Source organism: Rhizobium etli 8C-3, from assembly GCF_001908375.1.
Taxonomy (GTDB): domain Bacteria; phylum Pseudomonadota; class Alphaproteobacteria; order Rhizobiales; family Rhizobiaceae; genus Rhizobium; species Rhizobium etli_B.
In genome coordinates, this window is the sequence record NZ_CP017241.1 from 554,769 (window position 1) to 572,630 (window position 17,862).

Below are 17,862 nucleotides of genomic sequence, written 5' to 3' on the forward strand. Positions count from 1 at the left end.
GTTCGATTCCATCCCCTCGTATGCGAAGCTTCGCGCCGCACATGCCTTCCGCTTATATTACTACATCAAATCATGTCTTCTGCGGAAGAGGTGCGGACTTTTCTTCCTCCTGGAATTGCTTCACCATGCCCATGAAGCTTTTCATCATTCGCTCCATGATGCTGATCGAGCGGTCGATCTCGGCATCGGTGGGCAGTGCCTTGTTGACGATGCTCTTGTTTTCGAGCGCAGTTACGCGGTCGGAAAGCCGGTCGAGTTCGTCGTCATAGGCTGCGCGTTCGTCGGCCGCCATGCGGCAGACAAGCGAGCCGTCCTTTTCCTCGCAAAGCGCCATTGCGCCTGTGTGCTTGTCAAGGCGGACGAAATGGTCGCCGCTTCGCTCGAGCTGGTAGCGGCCCGGGTCCGGCTCGGCCGCAAGCGCCGTCATCGGCAGAAGAATTGCAGCAATCCCGATTGCGATCGTCTTCATGATATGATCCTCCGGATTTGTGTTGCGGCTTTCCTGTTTTTCTTGGGGGAGCCGTGGACATCGCCGTTCGTTTCCGGCAAAGCGCTCTCACCAACAGCATCAGCCATTGCATGAGGCCATCATGAGCGTGACACCCGTCGTTTACAAGATCGTGACCGCGGCTCTCTGGCAGGAAGCCAGGCAAAGCGGCGTTTTTCGCGGCGAAGGCATCGATCTCAAGGACAATTTCATTCATCTGTCGACGGAAAGACAGGTGCGGCGGACCGCGGCGCTGTTTTTTTCAGGCCAGCCTGGCCTGCTGCTGGTCGCCATCGACAGCGGCAAGCTTAGCGACAAGCTGATCTTCGAACCTTCCAGAGACGGCGACCTTTTTCCGCATCTTTACGCCGAACTGCCGCTTTCGGCAGTCATCTGGGAAAAGCCGCTGCCGCTCGACGATGCCGGAGTGCATATCTTCCCGGAACTCCTGCCATGATCGGCGCGTTCAGGCACGCTGCCCGCAGGGGACTTTTCCTCTTCGATCCCGAAACCGCGCACGGCATGTCGATCGCCGCGCTGAGATCCGGCCTGGTTCCCGCCTGCCGCATTTCGCCCGATCCGCGGCTGGTGCAGACGGTTGCCGGCCTCACCTTCGAAAATCCGCTCGGCATGGCGGCCGGTTACGACAAGAATGCCGAAGTGCCGGAGGCCCTCTTGAAGCTCGGGTTCGGCTTCACCGAGGTCGGCACGGTGACGCCCAAGCCGCAATCAGGCAATCCGCGCCCGCGCATCTTCCGCCTGGTGGACGACGAAGCGGTCATCAACCGCCTCGGCTTCAATAACGAGGGCCATGACGCCGCATTCCGGCGTCTGTCGGCGATCCGCGGCAAGGGCATCATCGGCGTCAACATCGGCGCCAACAAGGACAGCGAAGACCGCATCGCCGACTATGTAACAGGCATCCGCCGTTTTTATTCGGTGGCGCGCTATTTCACCGCCAACATCTCCTCGCCGAATACGCCGGGCCTGCGTGACCTGCAGGCACGTGAGAGCCTGGCCGCTCTTCTTTCTGCCGTGCTTGCCGCCCGTGATGAAGAGGCCGCGAGATCGGGTCGAAAAATCCCGGTCTTCCTCAAGATTGCGCCCGATCTCACCGAGGAGGGCATGGACGATATCGCCGCCGAAGCGCTCTCCCATGGGCTGGAGGGCCTGATCGTCTCGAACACGACGCTCGCCCGCCACGGTCTGAAGGATCAGCGGCAGGCGAAGGAAGCGGGCGGTCTTTCCGGCAAGCCGCTTTTCGACAAGTCGACCGCGGTTCTTGCGAAAATGCGCAAGCGCGTCGGCGCAGCGCTCCCGATCATCGGCGTCGGCGGCGTTTCCTCGGCGGAGACGGCGCTGGAAAAAATCAGGGCAGGGGCCGATCTGGTGCAGCTTTATTCCGGGATGGTCTATGAGGGTCCAGGTCTTCCGGGCGAGATCGTGCGCGGCCTTTCAAAGCTCCTCGACCGTGAGCAGGTCAAGTCGATCCGCCAACTGCGAGACACGCGCGTTGATCACTGGGCGACCCGGAGCGTCTGATCGGCCCGCCGCTTCACCGGCATGGCCTGGCAGAAGCGCCGGAAGAGCTGGAAGCGTTCATCGACAGACATAGCCCGTGATTCTGACGAGCGGCACGAAGACCGCAAGTGCCGCAAGATAGCCCGCAGATGACATCAGCGGTTGCGCGATGTCGGCCAGTCGCGCCGATGATGACGTCCATCGAGGCGGTCAGGCGGAACCTTCGCTTCAACTTCCTGTATGCGGCTTTAGATCCTGTTGCAGTAGTCAGCGATTTCCTAAGTGCTTGGAGTGGCTCAACTGGTTCCACCAGGTGTCATGACGTGCCGTCCGCGATATTCCTGCCACAACGGCGTCAACCACGCCATTTCGCTTCGGTTCACTGGCGAACTTTTCCCGGTCGGGGCCCGTGTATGTCCTGGGCCGCGGCTGCGACGATGGAAACAGGCGACGCTGCATAAAGTGTCCTCGTCAAGCTTGTCCATACCAATTCGGATAATCTGTTCCACGGACGGTCTGCCTCGATTGAGATTTCAACGAACTCATTCTGGCACATCGATGCCGTTTGGAGCCGTCCACCTCAACAAGGCCCATGAGGTGCGAGAGCTTCAGCTGCCATTCGCCCTATTGGTTTCCCAACATTGCCATTTGGTCGGCATGCTTTGCGCCAGCGGGTTCGTCTCGTTCGAGAGGCAGAGTGAACAGAAACACTGCCCCACGAGGTTTATTCGCGGTCGCCCATAGCCGGCCCCCGTGAGCCTCGATGATCGAACGGCAGATCGCCAGGCCCATACCCATACCGGTGGATTTGGTCGTGTAGAAGGCCTCAAAAAGGCGGTCCATGCTTTGCGGGTCGAGGCCTGGACCCGAGTCGTGCACCCCGACGACCACGCCTCCTGAGGCGTCTGTCTCGGTGCTGATCAGCAACTCGCGCTCTTCCTCATGAATGCCACTCATCGCCTCAATGGCGTTCATGATCAGGTTTAGGATCACCTGTTGCAGCTGAACGCGATCCCCTTCCACGGACGGGAGGCTCGTGGCGAATTCGGTCTGCAGCGTGACGCCTTGCCGGAGCACTTCAGTGCCGGTCAAGGCAATCACGTGACGAATGGCTTCGTTGAGGTCGAACTGCCCCTTGCGAGGGGGTTCCTTCTTGACCAAGGCGCGGATTCGGCCAATGACATCGCCGGCCCGATTGGCGTTCTCGACGATCCGGCCGAGCGCCTGAGCCACCTCCTCCAGATTCGGCGGATAGGTACCGAGCCAGCGCAAGGCCGCCTGGGCGTTGGTAAGCGAGGCGGCGAGCGGCTGATTGACTTCATGGGCGATGGAGGCTGTGAGCTGCCCCATGGTGGCGACGCGGTTTGCGTGGGCCAGTTGCCCCTGCGCCTCGCGCAAGGCTTCCTCGCTCTCGCGTAACGCCTCTTCCGCCTGCCGGCGCTCCGTCAAATCGAGGACGAAAGAGACACCTTCATTCGTGCTTTCTTCTAACAGTGCACCGCCGATCAGCACGGGCAGACGGCTGCCATCTTTCCGAAAGTACTCCTTCTCGAACGGTTGGACCGCCCCGATCAGCTTCAGCTCTGCGGAGGTCCGTGCGTCGCGGTCGCTCCATTCGGGCGGCGTCAGGTCCGTCCAGCATAGTCGACCCGAGGCAAGATCCTCTCGGTCGTATCCCACCATGCGGAGGAATGCGTCGTTGGCCTCAAGAATGCGACCTTCGACATCCCAGATGACGATCCCGATGATGTTGGCCTTGACGAGGCGACGGATCTTGGCTTCTCGTTCAGCGAGATCGCGGTACAACCGGGTATTCTCGAGTGAGATCGCTGCCTGAGAGGCGAGCAGCTTCAGCACCGCGATTCGGGCTGGAGCGAATACCCGAGGGGCGAGATTGTTCTCAAGATAGAGGACGCCGGTTGGTTGGCCCTGGTTGAGCAACGGCACGCAGAGAATGGAACGAGCACGACGCTGACAGATGTAGGGGTCCGCAGAAAATGGGTTCTCAGCTGTGGCATCGCCGAGAACCACACTTTCGTTTGTGCGCAAGACATAATGAAGCAGCGATTCCGGCAGCATAATCGCGGTCGCGATCTCGTCACGCAGCTGCACCACGACCGCGTCGCCGGCGGTCGTGGCCTGCGCCGCAATCCGTGACTCACCGCCACGCTGCAGGATCAACAGGCCGCGCTCGGCCCCCGCCTGCTCAACGGCGGTGCGCAAGACCGTGTCGATCAGCTTTTGAAGGACGATCTCGCCCGACACAGCTTGCGAGATCTTGATAACGGTTGCGAGATCGAGTTGCTCGACCGGTGCACCAATGGTGGCGGTTGGAGCAGGAGTGCGTTCTTCCCCTCTCAGGTCAGGGTAAAGTTGGTCGAGTTGCCGCACCTTGCCGTCGGCGCCCCAGCGCAGATAGCAGGCGCGCGCGTTGCGGAGATAGAGGCGAGTGAAGTCCTCGAACCCGCCCTGCGAATAAAAGCGGGCGGCGAGTTCATATGCAATGGCTTCATGATGAATGAAGCCGTTGGCGCGCGCCGAGCGGATCGCTTCTTCGTAAAGACGCACGGCGTCGATTTCGCGGCCCTCAAGGCGTGCTATCTCGGCGCCGACCAGAGCGGCTCGGTTCTCGAAGTTCTCCGGGCAATTCTTCGCATAGATCTGAAGCTGTCGGTGGTGGGCGACCAGAGCCTCCGTATGCAGTGCCCGCTGGTCAGGCAGAGCAGAGTCGCAGCATGCGGCGCGGGCCAAAGCGCCGTAGAAATGATGTTCCGGCGTTTCTTCGAAATGCGACACCGATGTCCATGGCAGCCTCTGCGCCCGCAATGATGCATCGACGGCCGCCTCATAGTCGCCCGCAAAGAACCGCGCCTGGAGTTTTCTGACAAAGTAACAAGTTTCCGCAAGAATCAAGTTCGGATCCTCGGAAAATCGGCGCTCGATCTCAAGTTCGTCAAATCCATCGTCGTCGAAGGAGCCGAATTTCCCGGTCAACCCGCGCAGCGTCCGGACAAGGCCGAGTTGCGCGCTGGCGAGGTCTATGACGAATTGGAACCGCACCTTCTGCGCAAATGTGAGGCCAATCTCCGCTTGGCGTTGCACTTCCATAAGTGGATCGCCCGCCGCCAGCAGGTTCGAATTCAAACTGGCATAGCTATATCCGGCAAACGTGAGGTCGCCGCTCTGGTTGGCAATTTCAAGTGCTCGCCGCAAGATGTCGCGTCCGGTTCGGACATGTTTCGTCCACGGTACGACGTGGGCTCCGAAGTCTTTATAAGTCCTGGCTTGGAAGCGCTTCAGTTCGCGCTCTTCGACCAGTTGGCAACCGAGCCGACCAAATCGATAACCGGCCGCATAGTCGCCGAAGCGGGGCCCGGCAATATAGCCAAGCGACACATAATGGTAGCAGGAGCCGTCGCTGTTGCCTCGCTCGAGGCTCAGATTAACGGCCAGGCAGATCGCCATGCATGCAAGATTCGCATCAGTATGCCATACCGCCCCAACGAGCCGGGTGAGGATATCCAGCGCCGCGGAGGATGCTGGGTCGCTCATCAAAGGCAGATCAACGAGCTCCTCGATCGCGCGGCTTCCGAGCTGCGACCAGATCCGGCCGTATTCTCGTTGCACCTCCTCGTCGGCCGGATGCGGCGACCAGTCGACGCCGAGATGCTGCCTCAGGTAGTCGAGACCGACGGCTGCAGAGCGGCTGGTCTGACCGAGCGCAGCATAGAGATCGATGCGCAGGCAGGCGACAGCAGCCTGGTCGTCGGAGCATGCAGCACAGTTGGAAAGCTGTGCCAACCTCTCCTGCGCGTCCGCCAGCGCGCCCATGAGGAACTCGCATTCGGCTCGGTTCAGCTCAAGCGCGAACGCCAGTTGGTGCTGGCGCTCCCAGGCGTCTTCCGGCAGCAGTGTCGCGCCGGCGACAAAATAGTTGAGCGCCGAGGCGTATGCCGTCGAGGCCTTGGCGCGCTTGCCGGCCAGCAGATTGAACCTTGCCAGTTGCTCGCGCTCCTCAGCTGAGGTGATCAGTGCGGCTCCGCGATTGAGTTGGCTGACAATCTCGAAAACATAATCGTCGATCAGCTCCGGCGCAGTGTTCGCCGCAAGCAGTCTCCCTATGCGAAGGTGCAACTCGCCACGTCGCTCCTGCGGGATCAGCGAATAGGCAGCTTCCTGAACGCGATCGTGGACGAACCGGTAGGCGCCTGCCAGACGCTCGAGCAGTTCATGAGCGACGGCAGGCCACAAGGCCTCGTGGACTTGCTCCTCCGGCGTCTCGAGGACGAGTGAAAGCATCGTGGTATCTGCGATGTTTCCGAGACAGGCGAACTGCTGCAGTGCCTTTCGCGTTTCGGGCGGCAGGCGCGCGAGCTTGCCGACCATGAGGTGCACGACGTTGTCGGTGTATCCCATGGCGTTAATGCGCTCGAGATGCCAGGACCAGCATGCCGCGTCATGATCGAAAGTAAGCATTCCCTCTTCGGCGAGCGAAAACAGGAACTGACGGACGAAGAACGGATTGCCGCCGGTCTTGTCGTGCATCATTTGTGCGAGCGGGGCCGCGCGCCCGGGCTGACAGTGGAGCGCATCCGCAATCAGCTGCCGGAGATGGTCTTGACTAAGCGGCGCAAGCCTGATTTCCGCGACCTTGCCGCCGGCGGCCTTGATCGCCTCAAGCTTCCGCATCAAAGGATGGGAAGCGGTGACCTCGTTGTCGCGATAGGCACCGATCAGGATGAGCTGTCGCAGATCCGGCCGGGTCAGTAGATCCTCCAGCAGGTCGAGCGTCGCCGCGTCGAGCCATTGGAGATCGTCGAGGAACAGCGCTAGCGGATGTTCGGGCCGGGCAAAGACGCTGATGAACCGTCGGAATATCAGCTGGAATCGCCGTTGCGCGTCCTGTGGCGGAAGTTCAGCGACCGGCGGCTGGTCGCCGATGATGAGCTTCAGTTCGGGGACGAGATCGACCATCAGTTGTCCGTTCGGCCCCAGCGTCTCGCTCAGCGCCTCGCGCCACGGCGCCAAATCGGCCTCGCTCTTGGCGAGGAGTCCCTTGAGCAGGCCCTGAAATCCCTGCGCCAGGGTCGCATAAGGGATGTCGTGCTTGTACTGGTCGAATTTGCCGGCCGCGAACAGACCCCGCGGAGGCACCAGTACTTTGTGGAGTTCATTGACCACCGCCGACTTGCCTATACCGGAATAGCCAGAGACGAGCACCAACTCCGGCGCCCCGCTCAACACCACGCGGTCGAAGGAATTGAGCAAGGTCTCGACCTCGCGCTCCCGCCCGTAGAGCTTCTCGCGAATCAGCAGGCGGTCGGGGATGTCACGTTCGCCGAGCGCGAACGCATCAATCCGGCCCAGCATTTTCCATTGGCTGAGACAGCGGCCAAGGTCGTGCTCGACGCCGCCTGCCGTCTGGTATCGTTCCTCGGCCGTCTTGGCGAGCAGCTTCATGACGATGGCCGAGACTGCCGATGAAACATCCGCCGTTCGCTGGTTGGGCGGCATCGGCTGCCGTGCAATGTGGCAATGCACCCATTCCATCGGGTCGGAAGCAGCGAAGGGCAGGCTCCCCGTCAGCATTTCGTAGAGGGTCACGCCGAGCGCATAAAGGTCGCTGCGCGAGTCGATCGAGCGGTTCATGCGCCCGGTCTGCTCGGGGGCCATATAGGCAAGCGTTCCGGCGACCACTTCGGGTGGCTCGGGCGCCTGCCGTTCGCGGCAGAGGCGCGAGGCGATGCCGAAGCCGGTGAGCCGCACCTCGGCGCCTTCTTCCGTTACCAGGATATTGGCCGGTTTGATGTCCTTGTGGACGAGGCCGCGCTGGTGGGCCTTGCCGAGCGCAGCGGCGATGCTAATGGCGAGGCGCAGGAAAAGCCCCGTTTCCATTGCCGTTCCGAGCCGCCGGGCGAGCGGCTCGCCGCCCGGATCTTCAAGTACCAGCATCGTCCGGCCGCCTTCGCGCACCAACTCAAGCGGTCGCACCGCCCATGCGCTATCGAGCTCGTCCTTCAATCCATATTCATGGTCGAGGCGTTCGAGGCTTGAACGTGTCGGGTGCTCGAGGGCCGGAAGCACGACCAGTACCGGGTTCCACTTGCCGTCGACGCCCCGGCGTCGTTCCCGGTGGAACACGCGATCACCATCCTCCCAAAGAACCTCCAAACTGCAATCTCCACCAACGCCGAAGAAAGAGGATGTGCTTTGCCGACTTCGTCACCTCGCCTGTCTCATTTGGCACTGCCACTCCCGTATCGGAGATCCGTCCGATCACAGGGCCAAAGCGAGCACATTTGATCAACCGTAACCAATTCCCTACCTTTTTACCACATCTGTTCGTCCAGCGGATCGGCCGAGCGGCCATCACCCGCCCCTTCGATGGATGGTCTGCCTCTGATGACGAAAGGCTGCCCAGCGGCGGCTGGACGGTCGGGCGGATCGTGGACCCGCAGAGCTTCGGAGGAGAGCGCCGGCATCGAACCCATCCGTGAGCTTCTCCTCAGCGAGCGACATGCTCATGGATCGGCAATGCCACCGTCGCTCCAGACGCGTCAGCCGGCTGGAGCAGGCACTGTCAACAACCATCGGCTACTGAAAGCTATCCAAGCGTATAATGTCGTCTCCAGCCGACTTGTCCTAGACTCGAAGCGATCCTGAAACTAGGAGCGGTCATGATGGTATCCCCATGCGTTGTCCCCCAAGCCTCCTCGGCATCCAACACCAGGAGAGCCAGTGTCTTGGTAGCGGATCCGGAAATCGACGTTTTTTCCCCTCTTGTTGCGCGGCTCCTTTCTGAGGGGTTGGCGGTTCGGCTGGCCACGAGCGTTGCAGAAGCCAAGGCCCAGCTTGAAAGCGACGTGCCCGATTTCGCACTGATTGAACTCAAGTACGCTGACGGCAATGGTTTTGAGATCGTCGAAGCGTTGGCAAATCTCGGCACTACACGCGTCGTGGTCCAAAGTATCTACTGCAACATCGCCACGGCGGTCCGTGTCGTCAGAGAAGGAGCCAGTGACGTTTTGCCGAAACCGATGGAGGTCGATATCGTGCTGGCCGTGCTGCTTGGACGAAATCTCGAATCTGCGCCGATACCCGAGACGATTTCGCGGCCCGAGGCCGTTCGCATCGAGCATATTAAGAGAATTTACGCCATGTGCGGGGCGAACGTATCGCGTACTGCGCGCGCGCTTTCTATGCATCGAAGAAGCCTCCAACGGATCATGGCGCGGGATTCCTTCTCGCTGGAGACGCCTTAAGCTTGGCTGCCATCCCATGCGGCGTCTCGTATGATCGAGACGCCGCAGACGGAGATCGCGTTTGTCGTCAGCACGCAGGCTCCGACCGCCTAGAGAAATCCAGGAAAGAGTGCGGATCGCCTTTCGGTCCCAAATTGCGTAAAAACAAAAAGATTAGTGCCGTTGTGGCGACTCCGGTTTGGCTGAAGCTGCGCCCGCGATGGCGCTCCGGCACCTCTCTGCGCTCATGCGGGCCACGTCGGTGCGCTCAAATACCATCCGGCCGCCCGTACCTTTGACGAGGGTTGGTCCCCGAATTCGCACGGCATTCTCCCCCGACATCGCCATTGTTGACCACTCGCCTGCCATCTGTTCCTTCAGGTTTGTCTTCAACAACCTGAACTTGGAAGAGATCACTGGTGACCGTGAAGCCCGGCAAGCCCCACATGCCGTGGCGCAATCCTATAAGCAAATCCATATCGGTCGCTCTCAAGCGCGCGACCTGCCATGCGAGGGCCAAAAAGAAGCCTCCCGGGGGTGGGAGGCTCCAGGCGGGCCGATCGGGGGCGATACGGCCTGGGAGGCTGAAAGGAACCCGTACCATAAAAGAGAGCTCCGGCCCGGGCTATTGGCCACCAGGAAGGATCGATTACCAATGAGGAGGGGGTGACCTATACGCGCGGCAAGAACTACGAGTTCGTCTGCGGTTTTCCCGGTGCGATCATCAGCTTGTCAGCCATACGCGCGAGTTCGGGCAGGGACCTGGTACCCATCTTCTGCATGACCTGGCTGCGGTGAACCTTCACGGTAATTTCACTCACGCCTAGATCTCCGGCTATCTGCTTATTGAGCCGTCCGGCCACCACCAAAGCCATCACCTCGCGCTCCCGCGGGGTCAGGCTATCGAAACGCGCGCGCACCGTTGCCAATGCCTTTTCATTCTCAATCCAAGCACGGTCGCGCGCCAGGCCGACGTGAATGGCGTCGAGCAAATCCTGGTCGCGGAACGGTTTCGTCAGGAACTCGACGGCGCCCCCTTTCATCGCCCGGACGGACATGGGAATGTCGCCGTGCCCGGTGATGAAGACGATCGGCAGCTGAATCTTTTCTCGCGACAGCTCGAGCTGAAAATCAAGACCGCTTTGTCCCGGAAGCCGGACATCGAGCACGAGGCAGGTCGGTCCGTCGGGTCGTCCAGAGATCAGGAAGTCACCCACCGAAGCGAGGAGTTTCACGTCAAAACCGACGGAACGCAGCAGGCTGCCAAGCGCTTCGCGGATCTCCGGGTCATCATCGATGACAATGATAGTGGCCTCGCTCATCGTTCAGCGCCCCCCAAGGTCAACCAAAGCTTTGGGACATGCAGGACCTGCACCCCCTGCAGCAGCAGCGGGCATAGTCCAACCAGCAGAGCGCCAGTGACGCAATAAGAACACTCCTCCTCTCTCCTCAGCCGGTGCCGGAACGGAGTTTTTGGCACACCAGAATGCGCGCTAATTACCTTGGCAACAAGGCTAAATGCGGGCTGTCCACGAAAGCCGCTTGGGCGTCCTGTGGTCCGCCATGGCGTGCCGATGCGCCACATGGCCGGGATCTGCCGTCACAAGGGAACGGGTCGCAAGTATCAGGTGCGGCGGAAGACAAGCAAACTTCAAGCACTAGCGAGACTGTGCGGGGTGGACCCGACATGGAGATGAGACGTCGCGCTTGAATTCGACCAGGCGGCGCATCGGCCCAAGCCGCAGCCAAAGCTCCTGGTGGCCGCGCCACTGTCCGGCCATTTCACCACCCTTCCGCGCGGCACAGTCGAGACCTTCTCCCACCACCTCTTGTGCAACACCGACCGGCCCGACGCGCGCCCGGTGTGGCTTTCGAAAGGCGCGTGGATCTCAAAACTACATCGGTGTCTCATCTTCATGCTCCGGGCACTCAGGGGCACGGGCCCCTCTCGTTGCGGTAAGTCTTAGGCATCTATACGATCGTATAGCTTGCGACGCCTTTGTCGCGGTTAAATACTGAATCCATCCAGTCAAGCGCGCCACAACGCTCATTCGCCCGAGACCAATCGGCAAAGTTGGGAGGCGGCAGTGCCAACCAGGAGACCTCTGATTGCGATCGTCGACGACGACGAGTCGATTCGCGAGGCTATCAAGGGGCTCATGCGGTCGATGGGATTTGATGCCGAGACCTTCTCATCCGCGGATAATTTCTTGAGATTCCCCCATATCCGCCGCACGGCCTGTCTGGTGACGGACATCAATATGCCCGGAATGAGCGGGCTCGATCTGCACCGACGGCTCGTCGCGATGGGCAAGAGCGTTCCGACTGTTCTGATCACCGCCTTTCCGGAAAAGAACGTGCGTGCCTCTGCGTTGGGCGCGGACATTATCGGCTGTCTGACAAAGCCGTTTGACGAACAGGTTTTGCTTGATTGCATCCGTACTGCGCTGGCTCTTAGTAACGAGGGAAAAAGCGGTTCATGAGGTCGCAAAGACCTCTGCTGGGCAAAGCGCGCTGCAACTCCGCTTCAATCCGGGGGACTCCAGGGATTGGAACGCATCCGATCTGACGCCACCCCCTGAACATCCCGCGCGCAATCGATCACCAGGGGCCTTTTTCCAAGCATGATGTTCGAGAGCAAGCCGGTTCGGAAGCTTTCGATCATCAGCGCCACAGGGCCTTGCTCACAGGCGCAAATGATGGGGACTTACCCACCATCCGGTCGGAGTGCTCTCAGCGGCTTGCCGCACATCTGTAACCCCCCAGCTGAGGAAGGTTAAGCTCGATAACTCCGACAATCTGGTGGGGTGGGCTAAACCAAAGGAGGAAATGAGCATCCCTAGAATTCAGAAAGTCTTCCTCAAGTATTATGGACCGAGATAATGCCTGGAACTAGCCTCAAAGGTGCCAACTGAAGGGGAATGCCCGCAACCAAAGGAAGCGCAGTATGACTGACACGCCGGAGGAGAATGATACTGCCATCGAAGAACTGATGAAGGACGCAATAACCAGTTACATGCTGGACGTTTTCGACGTCGAGGATCGATTGAAGGCAGCCGTCCAGAAGATCGCCGCGGAACTGCTTGCTGAAGAGCTGGCGGCTCTGAGGGCGAAGGTTGCGAAGGCCAAGTTGTCGTATATCCAGGTCGGGGATGTGTTGACAGCGGCTTTAGGCTAAGGTCGGTCGGATATCCCAGCCTCGGGAGGACGTTGTTCTACGAGCGCTGCACCCCATTCCTTGGCAATGCTGTTTGAGTGCGGAGATCACCCGCAAGGTTGCCAGCAAAACATCAGCCCCAATACAATCCTCGCCAAAATGTCAGCAGGTCGCCGAGAGCGAGCCTTGGGACCTTTTATTCGCCAGACCGAGGTCCCACCCACACGCCCGCTGGTATCGCGGGGATACTATTCGCCAATCCGTCGAGCATGCCTTGCAGGACGCTCTCGGTCAGCGCCTCCACTTTGTCGCTGGGGCCGACGAGGCGGTCTACCAGCAGCAAAGTGAGACCATGCACTTGCGAGCGTTACGAAACAGATCGGAATGACTGCGGCCAATTTCGCCGGTTCGGCAGTGCGCGTAGTCGTTGCGGCTCCAGTCGCGGTGGCGCGCGAGGTCTTGAAGCGGGAGGTTTCCTCGGGCGGAGAACAGATTGTGGACGGACAGATTACCTACTGAACCGTCCAGCCGCCTCAATGAGATGGGTGCCGCCCGCACAGGGGGCGCAATAGGATTGGCAAATGGAAAATGGCACAGCGATCGACAGCACCGCCGGTGCGTCACGTCGAATGCCAGCCGGTTTCGCGGTGTTCCGGTATCCATTTCTGCCTCGCTCGTGAAAGGCAGAATGGCCTCAGCTGGAAAGAACCATGGCCCAGTAAGGTATGTTCCGGGAAGACGTATTGTGCGCAACGGCCACGCCGAGCCCGTTATAGCGTCCCAGCATGTTTTCGAGGTGGTGCTGCGAGTTGATCCAGGCCGTTACCGCGGCCTCGACGCTCTGTTGACCGGCGGCGATGTTTTCGGCCGCTGGAAGCTGCACGCCGCTTTTCGTCACACGCGCGCCGAAACTGTCGGCCATGCCCATCAGGTGCGTCATCTTGCCGGCGCTTGCCATTCGCTTGGCCTGGTAGATCGCCGCAGCGCTTGCAGCCGGATCGACGCGAAGCGCCGTCAGGCCGTTTTTGGCACGAAGCTGGTTGACGAGCGGCAGCGCCGCCGCCGTCTCGTCATCCCCGTCCGAAGGCGTGGAGGACATTCTGGGTGCGGTCGTGCAGCTTGCGACGCCCGTCAGAAGGACAAGGCCTGAAATGCGCAGCAGATTGCGCCTGGAAAGATCGATGGATGTCATGTTTACCGGCGGAAGTTGAAAAGTCGGATGATAATGAAGATCGGGATGACGACCGTTGCACCAAGCAGCAGATAATCGCCGATGCGGCCGAGAGCCGAAAAGCCCCGGTACCAGATCTCGCGGATGAAATCGCGGATGCTATAGACGAGGTCCAGCGGCGCCCATCCGAAAACGGTCATTACGAAACCGACAATCAGCGAAACGACCAAGAGCTTCACCAATGTGCGGCCGAGCGAGTCGCCCAGAAATTTGTTTACCTGATCGGACATGCGCCATCTCCTGTTTGCCCTGAAATACGGTTGCGGCGCGTCGCCCGCAAGCCTTTTCCGGAACTGGCCGTTCCGCCTCTGAAATAGGACTTGAGTTTTTTTGTGGCCGCCGCCAAATGCACAGGCATTCAACGGGCCAGATCATGCAGCAGAGCCAGCTTTCCTCCGGCGACGTCATCGCCGACCGCCGCGCCGACTATGCGAAGATGCTTGACGAGGGCGGCGAGCCGGATGCGGCCGCCGAACTGATGGAGCAGGCGCTGGAACTGACGCCCGGCTGGGCTGCCGGCTGGTATCGCCTCGCCACCTATCGGGAAAGGGCCGGCAAAGTGGAATCGGCGATCGAAGCCTTTCTGAAAACCCTTACGCTCGATCCGGAGGACATTTTCGGCGCAAGCCTCAAGCTTGCCCTGCTCGATGGTTCTAATACACCGGACCGGCCTGCGAGCCGCTATGTCGAGCGGCTGTTTGATGATTATGCCGCCCGTTTCGAAACCTCGCTCGTCGAAAGGCTGGACTACTCCGTCCCGCAGAAACTCGCAGCACTTGTCGCCGCCACCGGCCGCAAATATTCGCTGGCCGTCGATCTCGGCTGCGGCACCGGCCTGCTTGGTCCGGAAATTCGCGCTTATGCCGGGCGGCTTGAAGGCTACGACCTCTCGCAGAAGATGCTCGCCAAGGCCGGGGAGAAGACAATCTACGATCACTTGGCCCGAGCCGACCTTTCTCTTGCTCCCGAAGGCTCAGGCGTCTTTGCCGATGGCGCGGACCACCGTGCCGATCTGGTGACTGCTGCCGATGTGCTTATGTATCTCGGCGATCTCGAAAGCACCTTCGCGATCGTCGATCGCCTCGCCAGTTCGGGGGCGGATTTCGCCTTCTCGGTCGAAGACGCGGGCGAGGGAGACGGTTTTCACCTCGCGCCGTCGCTGCGCTATGCCCACACGGAAGCCTATGTTCGCAGCCTTTGTCGCCGTTGCGGTTTCGAGATCGTCGAAACCGTCAAAACCACAATTCGAATGGATGGCGCAAAACCGGTCGCCGGCATTCTTTTCATTGCACGGCGATAGCCTTTAGCGCATGAATCTTGCGATGTGAAAATAGGTCAGCATTACTTACATATTTCGCTTGCTCGCAACTGCGAAAAGCACGATAATTCCCCTCATAGCTGACCGGCGCGGCGGAAGAACAAGCAGGAACGCCTCAGCTCTTCACCATACGCGATCCGTTGCGCGGGGATTTGTCCGGCGCTCTGAACTTTTTTGCTCTTGGAGATTGCCGCCATGGCTCAACGCATCGGTGCCCTCGGTTTCTGGAACACCAGCGCGACGCGTCATACGCTGCTCGAAGATGTGCAGGGCATATTCTCCGGCAGCCTCGTGTCTGCACTCGGCCTTTATGTGCTCGCCAGCGCCGGGCTTCTCACCGGTAGCACGGCCGGCATTGCCTTTCTGCTGCACTATGCTTTCGGCGTGAATTTCGGCCTTGCCTTCTTCCTGCTCAACCTGCCGTTTTTCTATCTCTCCTGGAAGCGGCTCGGCATCGCCTTCACGACAAAGACCTTTGTCGCCATCGGCCTCACGTCGGTGCTTGCCGATGTGCAGTCGCGTTTTTTTGAGATTTCCAGTATCCATCCGGCCTGGGCAGCGCTGCTTGGCGGCCTGCTGCTCGGCTTCGGCCTGCTCGCGCTTTACCGCCACCGCGCCAGTCTGGGCGGCGTCGGCATTCTCGGCATCTACATGCAGGAGCGTTTCGCCATCCGCGCCGGTCTCGTGCAGCTATGCGTGGACATGTGCGTTCTTGCCGCCGCCTTTTTCGTCACCACGCCGCCGGTGGTCATGTTTTCCGTTCTCGGCGCGATCGTCCTCAATCTCTTCCTGACCATCAACCACCGCGCGGATCGTTATATCGCGCTGTAGTTCCGCAAGCTGCGGTTCGATCATAAACAAATCGTAACTTGTCTCCTTTGGGGCCGAGAGCGACACTCGCCGTGCGCCGGATAGATGAGGTGAAGATATGTCAGAGTTGGAAGAACTTGTCAGACGCCGCATGAACGAGGAGTATGCCAAAGGCTCTTCAGCGGAAAAGATCGCCCAAGTCATCCGTGAGATTATCAATAACTTCGATGGATCAGGTGCCCGAAGCAAATAATCGACAGTATTCCGACCCGATTCGCATCGGGTCGGTCGCTTCAAGCGGTGTGCCTCAGGCTTTATGCAGCAGAATTTCTCACGCAGCCTTCGCCGGCCGATCGATCGGATGCTGGCTGCGGAAGCCGACGGCCAGCCGGTTCCAGACATTGATCGTGCCGATTGCCACCGTGATCTTGGTGATTTCCTCCTCGCTGAAATGCGCTTTGAGGGCTTCGAAGTCCGCATCCGGAGCGCCGGTCTCCGCGATCTTGGTGACAGCATCGACCCAGCCGAGCAGGGCGCGTTCCTTCGCGTCATAGATGGGTGATTCCTTCCAGGCGCAGATCAGGTTGATCCACTGTTCGCCAAGACCGTCATGGCGGGCTTCCTTGACGTGCATGTCGACGCAGTAGGCACAGCCGTTGATCTGGGAGGCGCGCAGCTTGATGAGGTGGATGAAGCGGCGTTCGAGGCCTGCGCCCTGGACATATTCTTCCAGGGCGGCAACCGCCTTGTAGGCTTCCGGCGAGGCTTTTGCGAAGTTGAAACGTGCCTGCATGATGGGTTTCTCCTTTAAGGTTAGGGCTCAGCGAGCCGTTTTGCGCTCGTGGGTCTCAAGAAATGCGCAGCCGCGTGCGGCGATGCCGCCATCATCTGCGGCCGACAACTCGCTCAGGACGTCGGCGATACTGATCCTTGCAAGTTCGGTTCGGTAGGCGCGCTCGGCCTTCTGCATAGCAGCGCTGATCTGGCAGGGCTTGGTGAAATAGCGCTGCGGCAGCGGGTTTGGCCCGCGCTGGCGGATTTCTGCACAGCGGAAAGCTGGTGCGGGTCCTTCGACGGCAAGCACGATATCGAGCAGGGAAATGTCCTTTGGCATTTTCGCAAGCCTGTATCCGCCCTTCGGCCCCGGTACCGTGTCGAGAATGCCCGCGCCGGACAACGCCTGCAGGTGCTTCAGCAGGTAACTCGTCGAGACACCATGAAACTCCGCGAGCGCAGCCGCCGACAGCACGCCGCCTTGCGAAAGTCCGGAAAGCATCGCGACGCTGTGGATCGCCTGTTCGACGCCGTCACCCAATTTCATGCCTGGTCCTCTCTATTCGTGGATAATATATATCCATGATTATCCGATATGTCAACAGCCAGTCGAAATCCCGCTTGCCAAGCCTGAACGGCTGGATAGAACAACCGAAAACACCAAGGGGAAAACGATGGCAGAAAAAGCCGCTCTCGCCGGACTTGTGAACTCTTCGTCGGACAGACACTCGCTTTTCGATGACGCACAGGGACTTGTGGCGGGCAGCATGCTTGCTGTGCTCGGCGTCTCGCTTCTCTCCAGCGCCGGCCTTCTGGCAGGCGGCACGGCGGGCATGGCATTCTTGCTGCACTATGCGACAGGCTGGAGCTTCGGCCTCTGCTTTTTTGCGGTGAACCTGCCGTTCTATTATCTCGCCTTCCGCCGCCTCGGTCCCGCCTTTACAGTCAAGACTTTTGTAGCGATCGTTCTTACATCCGTGCTTTCGGACATCGCGCCGCGATTCATCGGGCTCTCGCATGTCGATCCTGTCGCCGGCGCTCTCTTCGGCGGCCTTGTCATCGGCGCGGGCATGCTGGCGCTTTTCCGCCACCGCGCAACGCTTGGCGGCATCGGCATCCTGGCGCTTTATATCCAGGATCGATTCGGCTGGCGCGCAGGCTTCGTTCAGCTTGGTTTCGATGGCCTCGTCCTGGCGCTCTCCTTCTTCGTCGCCAGCCCCTTCATCATCGCCTGCTCGGTGCTCGGCGCCCTGGTGCTCAACCTCACGCTCGCCATCAACCATCGCAAGGACCGCTATATCGCCATGTGAAGCGCGGCCGCTC

At 60.1% G+C, this 17,862-nt stretch carries 17 protein-coding genes and 1 pseudogene; 9 read left to right on the forward strand and 9 right to left on the reverse strand.

Annotated elements, in window-relative coordinates; translation table 11 throughout:
• Positions 1-70: 70 nt before the first annotated feature.
• Complete coding sequence (locus tag AM571_RS02825) at positions 71-469, reverse strand: hypothetical protein (RefSeq protein WP_074060095.1); 399 nt, start codon at positions 467-469, stop codon at positions 71-73.
• Between the two features lie 121 nt (positions 470-590).
• On the opposite strand from AM571_RS02825, the gene AM571_RS02830 reads away from it, so the two are divergent.
• Together AM571_RS02830 and AM571_RS02835 are read left to right on the forward strand one after the other, a co-directional pair.
• Entirely contained in the window at positions 591-944 is a 354-nt protein-coding gene (locus AM571_RS02830) for a DUF952 domain-containing protein (RefSeq protein ID WP_074063041.1), read from the forward strand.
• A complete protein-coding gene (locus tag AM571_RS02835; RefSeq protein ID WP_074060096.1) occupies positions 941-2,029 on the forward strand; it encodes a quinone-dependent dihydroorotate dehydrogenase in 1,089 nt (362 codons plus the stop codon). The genes AM571_RS02830 and AM571_RS02835 overlap by 4 nt, the downstream gene beginning before the upstream one ends.
• Positions 2,030-2,632: 603 nt before the next feature.
• On the opposite strand, the gene AM571_RS02840 is transcribed toward AM571_RS02835, so the two are convergent.
• Positions 2,633-8,179 (reverse strand): trifunctional serine/threonine-protein kinase/ATP-binding protein/sensor histidine kinase, encoded by a 5,547-nt coding sequence (locus tag AM571_RS02840; RefSeq protein WP_074060097.1) that lies wholly within the window; start codon positions 8,177-8,179, stop codon positions 2,633-2,635.
• 158 nt (positions 8,180-8,337) lie between these two features.
• Positions 8,338-8,499 (reverse strand): hypothetical protein, encoded by a 162-nt coding sequence (locus AM571_RS36050; protein WP_155774405.1) that lies wholly within the window; start codon positions 8,497-8,499, stop codon positions 8,338-8,340.
• A gap of 252 nt (positions 8,500-8,751) precedes the next feature.
• On the opposite strand from AM571_RS36050, the gene AM571_RS02845 reads away from it, so the two are divergent.
• A complete protein-coding gene (locus AM571_RS02845) occupies positions 8,752-9,270 on the forward strand; it encodes a response regulator transcription factor (protein ID WP_165918519.1) in 519 nt (172 codons plus the stop codon).
• 668 nt (positions 9,271-9,938) lie between these two features.
• On the opposite strand, the gene AM571_RS02855 is transcribed toward AM571_RS02845, so the two are convergent.
• Entirely contained in the window at positions 9,939-10,571 is a 633-nt protein-coding gene (locus AM571_RS02855) for a response regulator transcription factor (RefSeq protein ID WP_074060100.1), read from the reverse strand.
• A gap of 765 nt (positions 10,572-11,336) precedes the next feature.
• Here AM571_RS02855 and AM571_RS02860 point away from each other — a divergent pair.
• On the forward strand, positions 11,337-11,732 hold the full coding sequence (locus tag AM571_RS02860; protein ID WP_074060101.1) for a response regulator transcription factor: 396 nt from the start codon (positions 11,337-11,339) through the stop codon (positions 11,730-11,732).
• A 464-nt stretch (positions 11,733-12,196) separates the two neighbouring features.
• Entirely contained in the window at positions 12,197-12,427 is a 231-nt protein-coding gene (locus AM571_RS02865; protein WP_074060102.1) for a hypothetical protein, read from the forward strand.
• 175 nt (positions 12,428-12,602) lie between these two features.
• On the opposite strand, the pseudogene AM571_RS37220 reads toward AM571_RS02865, so the two are convergent.
• Positions 12,603-12,770 (reverse strand): annotated as a pseudogene (locus AM571_RS37220) (TetR/AcrR family transcriptional regulator); the annotation flags it as partial.
• Positions 12,771-12,790: 20 nt separating this feature from the next.
• Here AM571_RS37220 and AM571_RS36055 point away from each other — a divergent pair.
• A complete protein-coding gene (locus tag AM571_RS36055; RefSeq protein ID WP_420493363.1) occupies positions 12,791-12,925 on the forward strand; it encodes a hypothetical protein in 135 nt (44 codons plus the stop codon).
• A gap of 175 nt (positions 12,926-13,100) precedes the next feature.
• Here the strand turns inward: AM571_RS36055 and AM571_RS02875 are convergent, their stop codons facing one another.
• Entirely contained in the window at positions 13,101-13,598 is a 498-nt protein-coding gene (locus tag AM571_RS02875) for a CAP domain-containing protein (protein WP_074060103.1), read from the reverse strand.
• A gap of 2 nt (positions 13,599-13,600) precedes the next feature.
• On the reverse strand, positions 13,601-13,867 hold the full coding sequence (locus AM571_RS02880) for a DUF6460 domain-containing protein (protein ID WP_022718289.1): 267 nt from the start codon (positions 13,865-13,867) through the stop codon (positions 13,601-13,603).
• A gap of 143 nt (positions 13,868-14,010) precedes the next feature.
• Here AM571_RS02880 and AM571_RS02885 point away from each other — a divergent pair, with 143 nt between their 5' ends.
• Positions 14,011-14,937 carry a class I SAM-dependent DNA methyltransferase gene (locus AM571_RS02885; protein ID WP_074063042.1) on the forward strand — a complete coding sequence of 309 codons (927 nt, stop codon included), beginning with the start codon at positions 14,011-14,013 and terminating at the stop codon, positions 14,935-14,937.
• A gap of 213 nt (positions 14,938-15,150) precedes the next feature.
• On the forward strand, positions 15,151-15,786 hold the full coding sequence (locus AM571_RS02890; RefSeq protein WP_074060104.1) for a YitT family protein: 636 nt from the start codon (positions 15,151-15,153) through the stop codon (positions 15,784-15,786).
• Between the two features lie 310 nt (positions 15,787-16,096).
• Here AM571_RS02890 and AM571_RS02895 read toward each other — a convergent pair whose 3' ends face one another.
• Both AM571_RS02895 and AM571_RS02900 read right to left on the reverse strand, forming a co-directional pair.
• The gene (locus AM571_RS02895; protein ID WP_074060105.1) at positions 16,097-16,558 is read right to left on the reverse strand and encodes a carboxymuconolactone decarboxylase family protein; all 462 of its coding nucleotides are present in this window, start codon (positions 16,556-16,558) and stop codon (positions 16,097-16,099) included.
• Between the two features lie 27 nt (positions 16,559-16,585).
• Complete coding sequence (locus AM571_RS02900) at positions 16,586-17,086, reverse strand: RrF2 family transcriptional regulator (protein WP_074060106.1); 501 nt, start codon at positions 17,084-17,086, stop codon at positions 16,586-16,588.
• A gap of 127 nt (positions 17,087-17,213) precedes the next feature.
• Here AM571_RS02900 and AM571_RS02905 point away from each other — a divergent pair, with 127 nt between their 5' ends.
• Complete coding sequence (locus AM571_RS02905; protein ID WP_074060107.1) at positions 17,214-17,849, forward strand: YitT family protein; 636 nt, start codon at positions 17,214-17,216, stop codon at positions 17,847-17,849.
• Positions 17,850-17,862: the final 13 nt, after the last annotated feature.